Genomic DNA, 12,782 nt, shown 5'->3' with positions numbered 1-12,782 from the left:
GAAAACCTCAGGGCGGATGCTGCGCCATCATTTGCCATCAGGAAGGCCACGTTATGAGAGACTGGAAATTTTCAGGCAGCACCGCCCTTGTCGCCCTTGTTGCCGGCAATTCGGCGCTGGCCGATGTGACGCCCGAAGAGGTCTGGTCGAACTGGCAAGCGATGGGTGTCCATTACGGGCAGGAAATGACGGCAGAAAGCGCCGTGCGGTCGGGAGATGCGCTGCGGGTCACCGGGCTGAACATCTCCTCGCAACAAGAGGGTGCCAGCTTCGATCTGACCATCGACGACGTGACCTTCCGCGACATGGGCGACGGCCGGGTCGAGATCGTCATGTCCGACGAGTATCCGGTGTCGATGATCGTCGAGACCACGGACAGCAGCACCGCAGCCACCCCTGAAACCACCCCTGAAACCCCTGCCGTCACCAAGCCGACCGAGATCGAACTGACCGTCAGCCATCCCGGGCTGGTGATGATCGCAGGCGGGTCGGCCACCGAAACCCGCTATGATTTCAACGCGCCGACCATCGGCATCAGCCTGACGGAAATCGACGGCGTCGATGCCGAAAAGATCAACGCGGCCTTCGACCTGACGCTGACCGGCATGGCGGGCAACTACATCCTGACCGGTGAGGTCGCCAAGGCGCTGAGCAGCAGCTTCTCGGCCGCCGCCATCGGCGTCGTCGCGGGCTTCACCGACCCCGAAGAGGGCGGCACCTTCAACCTGACGGTCGATGTGGCCGATCTGGCGGGCACCTCCTCGGGCACGATGGGCACCGCGACCGACATGGCCGACATGCCGGCCGCGCTGGCGGCGGGCTTTGCCACCGAAGGCGGCTTCACCTACGGCGCGGCCAGCTATGACTTCGACTTTGCCGACGCCGCCGACCGGATGGCCAGCAAATCCAGCGTCGAAGGCGGCAGCTTCACCTTCGCGATGGACAAGACCCGGATGAACTACGGCGGCGGCGTCAAGGGCGCGTCGATGGCGCTCTCGGGCTCCACCATCCCCTTCCCGGAACTGGTGGTCACCTATGCCGATGCCGCGTTCAACCTGCTGATGCCGATCTCGAAATCCGACACCCCGACCGATTTCGCGCTGCTGACCCGGCTGGTGGACCTGTCGCTTCCGGGCGATGTCTGGGGCATGTTCGACCCGGCCGGCACCCTGCCGCGCGACCCGCTGACCGTGATCCTCGATACCACCGGCACCGCCAGACTGACGGTCGACCTGATGGACACCGCGCAGATGGCGGCCCTGGGCGACGCCCCTCCGGGCGAACTGCACGCGCTGAAGGTCAACAGCCTTCAGGTCAAGGCCACCGGGGCAGAGCTGACCGGGTCCGGCGCGCTGACCTTCGACAATGGCGATCTGGCCACCTATGCAGGAATGCCCGCCCCGACCGGCACCATCGAGATGAAGCTGACGGGCGGCAATGCGCTGCTCGACAATCTGGCCTCGATGGGCCTGATCCCCGAAGATCAGATCATGGGCGCGCGGATGATGCTGGGCATGTTTGCCAAGATGGTAGAGGGCCAGCCCGACACCATGACCTCGACGCTGGAATTCAAGGACAAGAGTTTCTTCGCCAACGGAATGCAGTTGAAATAGGCCGCAAATCCGCGCACCGCCATCGGGTCGCCCTCCGCTCCGGGGGCGGCCCTTTTGCTGGCGGCTCGCATTGTGTTCACCTGCAGACACGGCGACACCTTGAATCTCGCCGCGGAAACATGAATTTGTCGAAGAACGATGCCGCTCGGTGCGCCCGCCGACCATCCGCCGCATCCCGGCAAGGAGAGCCCATGACAGATCGCCTCGAATCCCTGACCCAGGCCCTGCTCGACGCCGCCCGCCGTGCCGGGGCCGAAAGTGCCGATGCGATTGCGGTCGATGGCGCCTCGGTCTCGGTCGACATCCGCGCCGGGCGGCTGGAACAGGCCGAACGCGCCGAAAGCATCGAGCTTGGGCTGCGGGTGCTGATGGGCGGGCGGCAGGCCTGCGTCTCGGTGTCCGACACCTCGCCCGCCACCATCGCGGCGGTGGCCGAGCGCGCCGTGGCTATGGCGCGCGAGGCGCCGCAAGACCCCTTCGCCGGCCTTGCCGACCCCGAGCAGCTGGCGCAGGGCTGGGATCTGGCCGCGCTCGACCTCTGCGACCCCGGCGCCGAACCCGCCGCCGCCGCACTGGAAGACGACGCCCGCCGCGCCGAGACCGCCGCCATGGCTCGCCCCGGCATCACCCAGGTCGAGGCCAGCGCCGCCCATTCGCTGCGCCGCGTCCACCTCGCCGCCTCCAACGGTTTTTCCGGCGGCTACGCCCGCACCTCGCGCTCGGTGTCCGCCGTGGCCTTCACCGGCACTGGCACCGGGATGGAGCGTGACTGGGCCGGGGAATCGCGCATCCACCACGCCGACCTGCCCACCGCCGAAAGCGTGGGCGAACTGGCCGCCGAGCGTGCCCTGTCCCGCGCCGGGGCACGCAAACCCGTGACCGGCAGCTATCCGGTGCTGTTCGACGAACGCATCGCCTCGTCGCTGATCGGGCACCTGTTGTCGGCGGTGAACGGCGCCTCGGTGGCGCGCGGGTCAAGCTGGCTGCGCGACGCCTTGGGCCAGCAGGTGCTGCCCTCCGGCCTGTCGGTGATCGAAGACCCGCTGCGCCCCCGCATCGGCGGCTCGCGCCCGTTCGATGCCGAAGGGCTTGCCACCCGCCGCCGCGCCATCGTGCAGGACGGGGTGCTGACCGGCTGGACGCTGGACCTTGCGACCGCGCGCAAGCTTGGCATGGCAAGCACCGCCTCCGCCTCGCGCGGCACCTCCTCGCCGCCCTCGCCCTCGACCTCCAACATCGACCTGACGCAGGGCAGCGCCAGCCGTGCAGACCTGATCGCGGGCATGGGCACCGGGCTCTGGGTCACCTCGCTGATCGGATCGTCGATCAACCCGACCACCGGCGACTATTCCCGCGGCGCCAGCGGCTTCTGGGTCGAGAACGGCGAGATCACCGGCCCGGTCAACGAATGCACCATCGCGGGCAACCTGCGCGCCATGCTGATGCACATCACCCCCGCCAACGACGCGCGTGCCCACCTTGGCACCCGCGTGCCCAGCCTGCTGGTGGAAGGCATGACCCTTGCCGGCGCGTGACCTCGCCCTGCTGACCGAGGCGGCGCTGGCCGCGGGGCGCATCGCGATGCGGCACTGGAAGCAGGGCCCGAAGGTCTGGCACAAGGCCGCCGACGCGGGCCCGGTGACCGAGGCCGACCTCGCGGTGAACGACATGCTGGCCCAGCGCCTGCGCGCCGCCCGCCCCGATTACGGCTGGCTCTCCGAGGAAAGCGAAGACAGCCCCGCCCGGCAGGACCGCGCGCGGGTCTTCATCATCGACCCGATCGACGGCACCCGCGCCTTCATCGCGGGCGAGGATACCTTCGCCCACTCGCTGGCCGTGGCCGAGGGCGGCCGCATCGTGGCGGCGGTGGTCTACCTGCCCGCGCTCGACCGCCTGTATACCGCGACCGAAGGCGGCCCCGCCCTGCGCGACGGCCAGCAGATCCAGGCCAGCGCCAGGCCCGGCATCGACGGCGCCACGCTGCTGGCCACCCACCCCAACCTCGCCCCCGAGCACTGGCCCGGCGGCGTGCCCGACCTGAAGCGCAGCTTCCGCGCCTCGCTCGCCTACCGGCTTTGCCTTGTGGCCGAAGGGCGGCATGACGGAATGCTGACCCTGCGCGACGCCTGGGAATGGGACATCGCGGCCGGCGACCTGATCGCGCGCCGCGCCGGCGCCCGCGTGACCGACCGCGAGGGCGCACCGCTGAGCTACAATGCGCCGCACCCGCAATCGGCAGGCGTGCTCGCCGCCGCCCCCGGCCTGCACTCGGCCCTGCTGGACCGGCTGCGCCCCAAGGGCTGACGTGCTTTCTTCTTTTCTCGAATATCCCCGCCGGAAGCTCCTGCGGATGGGCGGGGAGCCTCCGGCGGGGATATTTGAGAAACAGAAGAATGAAAAGTGGCGGTGGTTCCGGTCTGGAACGGGCGGCATCTCGGAGGTGGGGAAGGGCATGGATCGGCAACCGGAACTGGGGATGGCATTGCCTGGTCAGCACGGCATGGACGCGCTGGTGATCGGGGCTGGGCCGGCCGGGCTGATGGCCGCCGGGGCGCTGGTCGCGGCGGGGCGGCGGGTTCTGGTCTGCGAGGCGAAGGCGAGCCCCGCGCGCAAGTTCCTGATGGCGGGGAAGAGCGGGCTGAACATCACCCGCGCGCAGGAAGCGGCCGCGTTCGCCGCGCAGTATGACAGCGACTGGATGGCGCCCATGCTGGCCGAGTTCGGGCCGCAGGCGGTGCAGGACTGGTGCCGCGGGCTGGGGCAGGAGGTGTTCACCGGATCGTCGGGGCGGGTGTTTCCGGTGGCGATGAAGGGCTCGCCTTTGCTGCGGGCCTGGCTGGGGCGGCTGGCGGGGCAGGGGGTGGCGTTGCGGACCCGCTGGCGCTGGGCCGGGTTTGAAGGGGACGGGCTGGCGTTCGAGACGCCGGAGGGGCGGCAGGTGCTGCGGCCGGGGGTGACGGTGCTGGCGCTGGGCGGGGCAAGCTGGGCCCGGCTGGGGTCGGACGCGGCGTGGGTGCCGTGGCTGGCCGGGCGGGGGGTGGAGGTCGTGCCGTTCCGCGGCGCCAATGTCGGCTTCAAGGTCGCGTGGTCGCCGCATATGGCGCGGTTCTTCGGGGTGCCGGTGAAGGGGGCGGCGCTGTGCGTGGCGGGGAGGCGGGAGCGGGGGGAGTTCGTGATTTCCGCACGCGGGATCGAGGGGGGCGGGATCTACGCGGTGTCGCGCGATCTGCGCGAGGGGGCGGGGCTGGTGCTGGATCTGCTGCCCGACCTGTCGGAGGAGGAGGTCGCCGCCCGTCTGGCCCGGATGCGGCCGGGAGAGACGGTTGCGAACCGGCTGCGCAAGCTGGGGCTGGCGGCGGTTTCGGTCGGGCTGGTGCAGGAATTCGGGCGGGGGATGCCGCCGGGGCTGGCCGTGAAGGCGCTGCCGGTGCCGCTGGACGGGCCGCGGCCGATGGACGAGGCGATCTCGGTTGCGGGCGGCGTGGCGCGGGTATCGGTGACGGCGGGGCTGGAGCTGAAGGCGCTGCCGGGGGTGTTCGTCTGCGGCGAGATGCTGGACTGGGAGGCGCCGACCGGGGGATATCTGCTGACCGGGTGTCTGGCGACCGGGCTGTGGGCGGGGCGGCACGCGGCGGATTTTCACGCGTGAAAACTGATTTATGTATATGATTGAGAACGATAACTTTTGCTGCGTTAACGAATCGTTCAGGGTTTCGCCGGGCGAGGGGATCTATCCGCGCCGGAGCGGCCGGACCGCCCGCAGGCCGCACGGCTGGCGGTAGGGCGGCGCGAATCGGTGGCGTGCCGCCGCAGCGCATTTTCTGCACCCGAAGGAATGCGGATGGCGGACAGCCTGATCCCTTTGCCGACCCCGGCCGCCGGGCTACGCGGAGTGCCGGGCCGGGGCGGGGGCCGGGACGGGGGGCTGGGGGCGGCGCACGGGTCGGGGCACATTGCCGCAGGTTTGGCGCTGGCCCGGCATGTTGTTGGAAAGGTTAGCATTTTACCGGTTCCAGTGCCGGCTGTGGCGGCGGCTGGCAACGTTGCAATGCGGCGGCGGCGGCGGGATGATGCCGCGATCCGGCGGATGCGGGGCCATCTCGCCCGGTGCCGACGAGGGAGAGGGCGATGGAAACGGACAGGGGGAAGGGGCCGCTGTGGAAGCGGGTGATTGCGGGCGTGCTGGACTTTCTGCTGGTGTTCGTCGCGGGCGGCTACGGGATTGCCGGGCTGACCGGGGGCAGGACAGAGGGCGGCTTTCTGCTGACCGGCCTGCCGGCCTTTGCGCTGTTCGTGCTGATGATCGCGTATTTCGTCGGCATGAACCGGTTTCTGGGCGGCACGGTGTTCCGGCACCTGTTCGGCATCGCCGATCGGTGAGCGGCGGGGCCGGCGGCCGGGGCGGGTCTGGGGCAAACTCCCTCGGGCGCGGTCAGCGGCTGCGCCTTCTGCGCTGAATCCCCTTCGGCGCAAGGGTTTGCGGCTGCGCCCTGGCCCCTGACGGGCCGGGGCTGTTGCCCGCGAATCCGGCCGCAGAAAACCACCCGCAGGCGCGGAACAATCACGGGCGCGTGTTGTTATCGGATAGCAGCAGGGTGAAATTGCATGACATCGCGGCAGGGGGCCAGGGTGAGGCCAGAAGATTCCACCTGAAAGGACACGACATGCTGCCCGCTGTCAAAAGAACTGCCGTCGCTGCCATCACCGCGCTTGCCGTTGCCGCCACGATGGCGGCCCCCGCCCATGCCTTCGGCGACAACGAGCGCAACTTCGTTCAAGGCGCCGCTGCGGCGCTGATCATCAAGCAGATCTACGACAACTCGCGCTACAACAGGGCGCCGCAGCAGTATTCCGCCGCGCCGCGCTATCAGCCCGCCCCGCAGCCGCAGTATTACGCGGCACCGCAGCCGCGCTACTATCCGCAGCCGCAGCCGCAGTATCGGCATCCGGCCCCGGTGGCGAGCAGCAGCATCTATCAGACCCCTGCCGCGCAGGCGTTCAACAGCTATTCCTGGTCGCAGCGCGCTGCGATCCAGCGTCGGCTGGCGCAGCAGGGGTATTACCGCAGCGGCATCGACGGGTCGTTCGGCCCCGGCACCTATGCCGCGATCAGCGCCTATGCCCGCGACACCGGCGCATCGCGGGCCTTGCAGACACGTCAGGCGGCCTACGGGCTGTATGACTCCCTGATTTACTGAGTTGCCTTGATACGAGTGATACCAGTTATCGAGTGACCCCGTTGTAGAGTGCGAGACGTACCGAGTGGCCTTTTTGCCAGTGCAGGTGCGTGTTTCGCTTGATGGTGGGCATCGATTTCACGGGATCATGGGCAGTCATTTCGCGTGAAGCTGGGCACTGATTTCGCGGGATCGCGGGCAGGTCTGGTCGGCAAATTGAGGATAGTTGCGCCTTCAGGAATGAAGGGGTGGCTTGATGCCGACAGGACGATTGAACATGCGCCGGATACGAGATGTTTTGCGATTGAAGCTTGGGCAAGGCCTGAGCGAGCGGTCCATTGCCGCTTCCCTCGGTCTGAGCAAGGGGAGCGTCGGAAGCTACACCCAACGGGCGCGTCATGCCGGGCTCACGTGGCCCTTGCCGGAGGGGATCGATGACGACAGCCTTGAACTTCTTTTGTTTCCAGCCCCGCCCACGGTGCCGGACGCGGAGCGGCTTGTGCCCGACTGGGCGGAGATTGACCGCGAGTTGCGCCGCCCTGGGGTGACGCGGATGCTGCTCTGGGAAGAATACCGTGCCGCGCACCCCGGGGGTTTTGCCTATACTTGGTTTTGCACGCATTACGAGGCTTGGAAGGGTCGGGTGCGCCCGACGATGCGCCAGACACATGTGGGCGGCGAGAAGGTGTTCGTCGACTTTGCCGGCGACACCATCGACGTGATCGACCCCACGACCGGCGAAGCGCGGGCCATGAAGCTGTTCGTGGCGGCAATGGGGGCATCGAATCACACCTATGCCGAGGCGGTGGCATCGGAGGGGTTGGAAGATTGGATCCTCGCGCATATCCGGATGTTCGCCTTTCTGGGCGGCGTGCCAAAGGCGGTGGTTCCGGACAATCTGAAGTCCGCCGTGATCAAGGCAGACCGGTTTGATCCGGGGCTGAACCGGACCTATGCCGAGATGGCGGCGCATTATGGCACCGCCGTTCTGCCCGCCCGGCCGCGCAAACCCCGGGACAAGGCGAAGGTGGAAGTGGCTGTCCAAGTGGCACAACGCTGGATTCTGGCGCGGCTGCGGAACCACCGGTTCTTCTCATTGGCCGAGTTGAACGTGGCGATCCGGCGGCTGCTGGACGAGTTGAACATGCGCGTGATGCGCGGCTATGGCGCCAGCCGCGCCGATCTGTTTGCCACTTTGGATCGGCCCAATCTTCAGCCCCTACCGCCCGAACCTTATGTCTTCGCCCGCTGGAAGCGCGCCCGCGTGGCACCCGACTATCACGTTGAGGTCGACAGCTCATGGTATTCCGTGCCCTTCGCGCTGATCAAACAAGAGGTCGATGTTCGCACAAGCGGCCAGACGGTCGAGATATTCCATCGTGGTCAGAGGGTTGCGAGCCACGTGCGCACCCCGGGGCGGCGCAGCCATGTCACCGTGGCCGACCATATGCCATCGGCCCATCGTCGCTTTGCCGAATGGACCCCGGCCAGAATGCTGGCGCAGGCAACCAAGACCGGCCCCGCCGTCGCCGCCTTTTGCGAGATGGTGATGGCTGACCGCCCCCATCCTGAACAGGGGTTCCGCACCTGCCTGGGTGTGCTGGCCTTGGTCAAAACCTATGGGCCGGAGCGCGTTGATGCGGCCTGCCAGCGGGGTGTGACCATCCGGGCCCGCACCGTCACCTCCATTCGTTCGATCCTCAAGACCGGCCTCGATCGCGCCTTCCTGGAAGGCTCCGAAGAGGTCGCCCCCCTCCAGCACGCCAACATTCGTGGCGGCAGCTATTACCATTGAGAAAGGACTAAAATGCTGACCCATCCCACCCACGACCGACTGTTGGCGCTCGGCCTGACCGGCATTGCATCGGCGCTCGAAGAACAACGCAGGTCAACCGCCTTCGACGCCCTCTCGTTCGAAGAGCGTCTCGGCCTGCTGGTCGACCGCGAGGCTGCAGAGCGCGACACCAAGAAACTGGCCTCCCGGCTCAAGTTTGCGGCTCTGCGCCAAGATGCCAGCGTCGAGGATCTGGACCTGCGCAGCCCACGTGGTCTTGACCGCAGTGTCATGGCGCATCTTGCCGATGGCGGCTGGATCGCCCGGCACGAGAACCTGCTGATAACCGGGCCGACCGGTTTGGGCAAAAGCTGGATCGCCTGCGCCCTTGGCCACAAGGCGTGCCGGGATGGGCGGCCCGTCCTCTATCAACGTGCGCCGCGCATGTTCGAGGCCCTTGCTCTGGCCCGTGGCGATGGCCGCCATGAACGCATCCTCAAAACCATCGCCCGCATGGATGTGCTGATCATTGACGATTGGGGCCTCGCCGTCCTCACCGCCCCGGAGCGCCGTGACCTGCTGGAAATCCTCGAAGACCGCCACGGCCGCGCTTCCACCATCGTCACAAGCCAACTCCCCGTTGACCAGTGGCACGAAGCCATCGGCGACCCAACGCTCGCAGATGCCATCCTCGACCGCCTCGTTCACAACGCACACCGCCTCACCCTCTCAGGTGAAAGCCTGCGCAGGCGCTCCGCCGTCACAAAAAAGCTTGACCAAATCGTTCAAGCCTGACTCCATGAAAGCGTCGGCCAGCCTGCCCACGATCCCGTGAAATGACTGCCCAGAATGGCGCGAAACGCGTGCCCACGATCGCGCGAAATCAGCGCCCATTCTCCGCGAAATCCGCAAGTGCAGGAAAGGGCGGGGTGTTCCCCGCCCTTTTATTCCATGACGCCGCTGCCGTGTCAGCCGTGCCTGACCATGACGTGCCGCACCACCGAGTAATCTTCCAGCGCGTAGGACGACATGTCCTTGCCGTAGCCGGACTGCTTCAGCCCGCCGTGCGGCATTTCGTTGACCAGCATGAAATGGGTGTTCACCCAGGTGCAGCCGTAACGCAGGCGAGCGGCGGTCGCCATGGCGCGGCCGACGTCGCGCGTCCAGACCGACGAGGCGAGGCCATAGTCGGAATCATTGGCCCAGGTGACGGCCTCTTCCACGTCGGAGAAGGGGGTGACCGAGACGACCGGGCCGAACACCTCGCGACGCACGATCTCGTCGGATTGCCGGGCGCCGGCGACCACGGTCGGCTGGTAGTAGAAGCCGTCGTCCATCGCGGCGCCGCCGGTGGTGATTTCGACATGGGGCAGGTCGCGGGCGCGGTTGACGAAGCTGGCAACCCGGTCGCGCTGGCGCAGGCTGATCAGCGGGCCGATCTCGTTGGTGGCATCGTCGGCGTTGCCGAGCCGGATCGAGGCGACGGCGGTGGTCAGGTCGGCCACCAGCCGGTCATAGACCTTGCGCCCGGCGTAGATGCGGCAGGCGGCGGTGCAGTCCTGCCCCGCGTTGTAGAAGCCGAAGGCGCGCAGGCCCTCGACGACTTCCGAGATGTCGGCATCGTCGAACACGATGACCGGGGCCTTGCCGCCCAGTTCAAGGTGGGTGCGTTTCACAGATTTCGCTGCGGCGTCGAGCATCTTCTTGCCGGTCGCCACGTCGCCGGTCAGGCTGATCATGTCCACCCCGGGATGGTTGATCAGGGTGGAGCCGACGGTGTGGCCGCGCCCGGTGATCACGTTGACCACGCCTTCGGGCAGTTCTTCGGCAAGGATGCGGGCCATTTTCAGCGCGGTCAGCGGCGTCTGTTCCGAGGGCTTGAAGACCACGGTGTTGCCCGCACCGATGGCGGGCGCGATCTTCCAGGCCATCATCATCAGCGGGTAGTTCCATGGGGCGATGGAGGCTATCACCCCCACCGCATCGCGCCGGATCATCGAGGTGTGCCCGGCAAGGTATTCGCCCGCCAGCGCGCCGGTCTGGCAGCGCACCGCACCCGCGAAGAAGCGGTAGCAATCGACGATGGCGGGAATCTCGTCGTTCAGCGCGGCGCCGATCGGCTTGCCGCAGTTCAGCGCCTCCAGCGCGGCGAAGGCTTCGGCCTCGGCCTCGATGCGGTCTGCGATGCGCAGCAGGGCGGCGGAGCGGGTGGCGGGGGTGCTGCGCGACCAGCCGTCGAAGGCGCGGCGCGCGGCGGCGACCGCGCGGTCGATCTGGTCGGCGGAGGCTTCGGCCACATCGAGGATCAGGGCGCCGGTGCGCGGGTTCAGGATCGGCTCGGCGGCATCCTCGCCGGGCTCGAAGCGGTTGGCGATCATGAGGTCAGTGTCGGTCATGGCAGGCTCCGTTCATTTGCCGCCGCCAGCGGTTTCGGAACCGCCGCGGGTCAGGGTGTAGGCGATCAGGATCGGCAGGAAGGTGGCCACGAAGACCACGATGGCGACCACGTTGGTCACCGGGCGCTGCCGCGGGCGCACCAGTTCGTTCAGCATCCAGATCGGCAGGGTGGATTGCTGGCCCGCGGTGAAGGTGGTCACGATCACCTCGTCGAAGGACAGCGCGAAGGCGAGCATCCCGCCTGCCAGCAGCGCCGAGCCGAGGTTGGGCAAGAGGATGTAGCGGAAGGTCTGGAAGCCGTTGGCGCCAAGGTCGGCCGAGGCCTCGACAACCGCGCCCGACAGGCGGCGGAAGCGGGCGACGGCGTTGTTGTAGACGATGACGATGCAGAAGGTGGCATGGCCGAGGATGATGGTCAGGGTGGAAAACGGGATGTCCATGATGGAAAAGGCCGAGCGCAGCGACATGCCGGTGATCACGCCGGGAAGCGCGATCGGCAGGATGATCAGCAGCGAAATCTGCTCGCGCCCGAAGAACCGGGTCCGCGCCATGGCGGCGGCGACCAGCGTGCCCAGCACCAGCGCCAGCGCGGTGGACATCGCCGCCACCTTGAGCGACAGCAGCAGCGGCGGCCAGATGTCCTCGCGCGCCCAGGCGACGCCGAACCACTTCAGCGTCAGGCCGGGCGGGGGGAACTGGTAGGTCCGCTCCTCGGTGGTGAAGGCGTAGAGGAAGATCAGCAGGATCGGCAGGTGCAGGAACAAAAGCCCCCCGATGGCGGCCAGCGTCAGCGACAGGGGGGCGCGGCGGTCAGAGGGCATCGAACGCTCCCATCCGTTTTGCCATCGCCAGATAGGCCAGCATGATCAGGATCGGAACCACCGCGAAGGCGGCGGCCAGCGGCAGGTTGCCGGCGGTGCCCTGCAACTGATACACCGCCATGCCGATGAAATTGGCCGAGGTGCCGATGATCTGCGGGATGATGTAATCGCCCATCGTCAGCGAAAAGGTGAAGATCGACCCGGCAATCACCCCCGGCATCGCCAGCGGCAGCACCACCGTGCGGAAGGTCTGCGCCCGGCTGGCGCCAAGGTCGGCCGAAGCCTCCAGCATCGAGACCGGCACCCGCTCCAGCGCGGCCTGCATCGGCAGGATCATGTAGGGCAGCCAGACATAGATGAACACCGACCAGGTGCCGATGAAACTGGTGGAGAGCGAATTGCCCCCGACGCCGGGCAGCGACAACACCGCGTCGATCACCACGCCCGCGCCGATGGCATCGGCGGCCCAGGTGATGATGCCCTCGCGCGCGAGGATCAGCTTCCACGCATAGACCTTGACCAGATAGGACGACCACAGGGGCAGCATGATCCCGAGATAGAACACCGCCTTCCAGCGGCCTCGGGCATATCGCGCGGCGTAATAGGCGATGGGAAAGGCCATCACCGCCGCCCCCAGCGTGACCGCAGCCGACATCAGAAGGGTCCGCAGTATGATGTCGAAATTGGACGGGCGGAACAGCTCGCCATAGGTCTTGAGGGTGAATTCCTCGACGATCATTCCCGAGAATTCGTCGATCGAGTAGAAGCTTTGCAGCAGCAGCGCCGCCAGCGACCCGAGATAGACCACCCCCAGCCACAACAGCGGCGGGGTGATCAGCAGCGCCAGCAGCACGCCGGGCCGCCGCCAGAACAGGGCAGTCAGCCGGTCGCCGGGGCCGCGCTCGGGCAGGATGGCGCGCGCGTCGCTCATCGCCGCACCCCGCAGGCGCCGCGAACCGCGACAGCGCCGGCCGAGGTGGCTCGATGCCACCGAGGGCGG

The 12,782-nt window shown here is 67.6% G+C and carries 11 protein-coding genes; 8 read left to right on the top strand and 3 right to left on the bottom strand.

Annotation, left to right across the window (positions count from 1 at the left end; all coding sequences use genetic code 11):
• The first annotated feature begins 53 nt into the window (after positions 1 to 53).
• The 8 genes from RNZ50_20775 to istB all read left to right on the top strand — a co-directional run bounded on the left by RNZ50_20775 (position 54) and on the right by istB (position 9,359).
• Positions 54 to 1,613 carry a DUF2125 domain-containing protein gene (locus tag RNZ50_20775; protein MDT8857429.1) on the top strand — a complete coding sequence of 520 codons (1,560 nt, stop codon included), beginning with the start codon at positions 54 to 56 and terminating at the stop codon, positions 1,611 to 1,613.
• A gap of 191 nt (positions 1,614 to 1,804) precedes the next feature.
• On the top strand, positions 1,805 to 3,148 hold the full coding sequence (locus RNZ50_20770) for a TldD/PmbA family protein (protein ID MDT8857428.1): 1,344 nt from the start codon (positions 1,805 to 1,807) through the stop codon (positions 3,146 to 3,148).
• Complete coding sequence (locus RNZ50_20765; GenBank protein ID MDT8857427.1) at positions 3,135 to 3,917, top strand: 3'(2'),5'-bisphosphate nucleotidase CysQ; 783 nt, start codon at positions 3,135 to 3,137, stop codon at positions 3,915 to 3,917. Before RNZ50_20770 ends, RNZ50_20765 begins: the two co-directional genes overlap by 14 nt.
• A 196-nt stretch (positions 3,918 to 4,113) precedes the next feature.
• Positions 4,114 to 5,262 (top strand): TIGR03862 family flavoprotein, encoded by a 1,149-nt coding sequence (locus RNZ50_20760; GenBank protein MDT8857426.1) that lies wholly within the window; start codon positions 4,114 to 4,116, stop codon positions 5,260 to 5,262.
• Positions 5,263 to 5,741: 479 nt separating this feature from the next.
• Positions 5,742 to 5,993, top strand: a complete 252-nt coding sequence (locus RNZ50_20755; GenBank protein MDT8857425.1) for an RDD family protein — start codon at positions 5,742 to 5,744, stop codon at positions 5,991 to 5,993.
• Positions 5,994 to 6,277: 284 nt separating this feature from the next.
• Positions 6,278 to 6,811 carry a peptidoglycan-binding protein gene (locus RNZ50_20750; protein MDT8857424.1) on the top strand — a complete coding sequence of 178 codons (534 nt, stop codon included), beginning with the start codon at positions 6,278 to 6,280 and terminating at the stop codon, positions 6,809 to 6,811.
• Between the two features lie 235 nt (positions 6,812 to 7,046).
• Positions 7,047 to 8,585: an IS21 family transposase gene (gene istA, locus RNZ50_20745; protein ID MDT8857423.1), complete on the top strand. Its 1,539-nt coding sequence runs from the start codon at positions 7,047 to 7,049 to the stop codon at positions 8,583 to 8,585.
• Positions 8,586 to 8,597: 12 nt separating this feature from the next.
• Entirely contained in the window at positions 8,598 to 9,359 is a 762-nt protein-coding gene (istB, locus tag RNZ50_20740; GenBank protein MDT8857422.1) for an IS21-like element helper ATPase IstB, read from the top strand.
• Positions 9,360 to 9,532: 173 nt separating this feature from the next.
• Here istB and RNZ50_20735 read toward each other — a convergent pair whose 3' ends face one another.
• The 3 genes from RNZ50_20735 to RNZ50_20725 are packed head-to-tail and all read right to left on the bottom strand — an operon-like array spanning position 9,533 to position 12,713.
• Complete coding sequence (locus RNZ50_20735) at positions 9,533 to 10,960, bottom strand: gamma-aminobutyraldehyde dehydrogenase (GenBank protein ID MDT8857421.1); 1,428 nt, start codon at positions 10,958 to 10,960, stop codon at positions 9,533 to 9,535.
• 12 nt (positions 10,961 to 10,972) lie between these two features.
• Positions 10,973 to 11,782, bottom strand: a complete 810-nt coding sequence (locus RNZ50_20730) for an ABC transporter permease (GenBank protein MDT8857420.1) — start codon at positions 11,780 to 11,782, stop codon at positions 10,973 to 10,975.
• Positions 11,772 to 12,713, bottom strand: a complete 942-nt coding sequence (locus RNZ50_20725) for an ABC transporter permease (GenBank protein ID MDT8857419.1) — start codon at positions 12,711 to 12,713, stop codon at positions 11,772 to 11,774. Before RNZ50_20725 ends, RNZ50_20730 begins: the two co-directional genes overlap by 11 nt.
• Positions 12,714 to 12,782: the final 69 nt, after the last annotated feature.

It is taken from the genome of Paracoccaceae bacterium Fryx2, from assembly GCA_032334235.1.
Taxonomy (GTDB): Bacteria; Pseudomonadota; Alphaproteobacteria; order Rhodobacterales; family Rhodobacteraceae; genus JAVSGI01.
The sequence above is the reverse complement of the archived record's forward strand: the minus strand, read 5'-3'. Positions and strand labels throughout refer to the sequence as shown.

Bases quoted from the DNA above. Each gene is read 5' to 3' on its own strand.
- RNZ50_20775 (MDT8857429.1), top strand. From the start codon at position 54: ATGAGAGACTGGAAATTTTCAGGCAGCACCGCCCTTGTCGCCCTTGTT.
- RNZ50_20770 (MDT8857428.1), top strand. From the start codon at position 1,805: ATGACAGATCGCCTCGAATCCCTGACCCAGGCCCTGCTCGACGCCGCC.
- RNZ50_20760 (MDT8857426.1), top strand. From the start codon at position 4,114: ATGGACGCGCTGGTGATCGGGGCTGGGCCGGCCGGGCTGATGGCCGCC.
- RNZ50_20755 (MDT8857425.1), top strand. From the start codon at position 5,742: ATGGAAACGGACAGGGGGAAGGGGCCGCTGTGGAAGCGGGTGATTGCG.
- RNZ50_20750 (MDT8857424.1), top strand. From the start codon at position 6,278: ATGCTGCCCGCTGTCAAAAGAACTGCCGTCGCTGCCATCACCGCGCTT.
- istA (MDT8857423.1), top strand. From the start codon at position 7,047: ATGCCGACAGGACGATTGAACATGCGCCGGATACGAGATGTTTTGCGA.
- istB (MDT8857422.1), top strand. From the start codon at position 8,598: ATGCTGACCCATCCCACCCACGACCGACTGTTGGCGCTCGGCCTGACC.
- RNZ50_20735 (MDT8857421.1), bottom strand. From the start codon at position 10,960: ATGACCGACACTGACCTCATGATCGCCAACCGCTTCGAGCCCGGCGAG.
- RNZ50_20730 (MDT8857420.1), bottom strand. From the start codon at position 11,782: ATGCCCTCTGACCGCCGCGCCCCCCTGTCGCTGACGCTGGCCGCCATC.
- RNZ50_20725 (MDT8857419.1), bottom strand. From the start codon at position 12,713: ATGAGCGACGCGCGCGCCATCCTGCCCGAGCGCGGCCCCGGCGACCGG.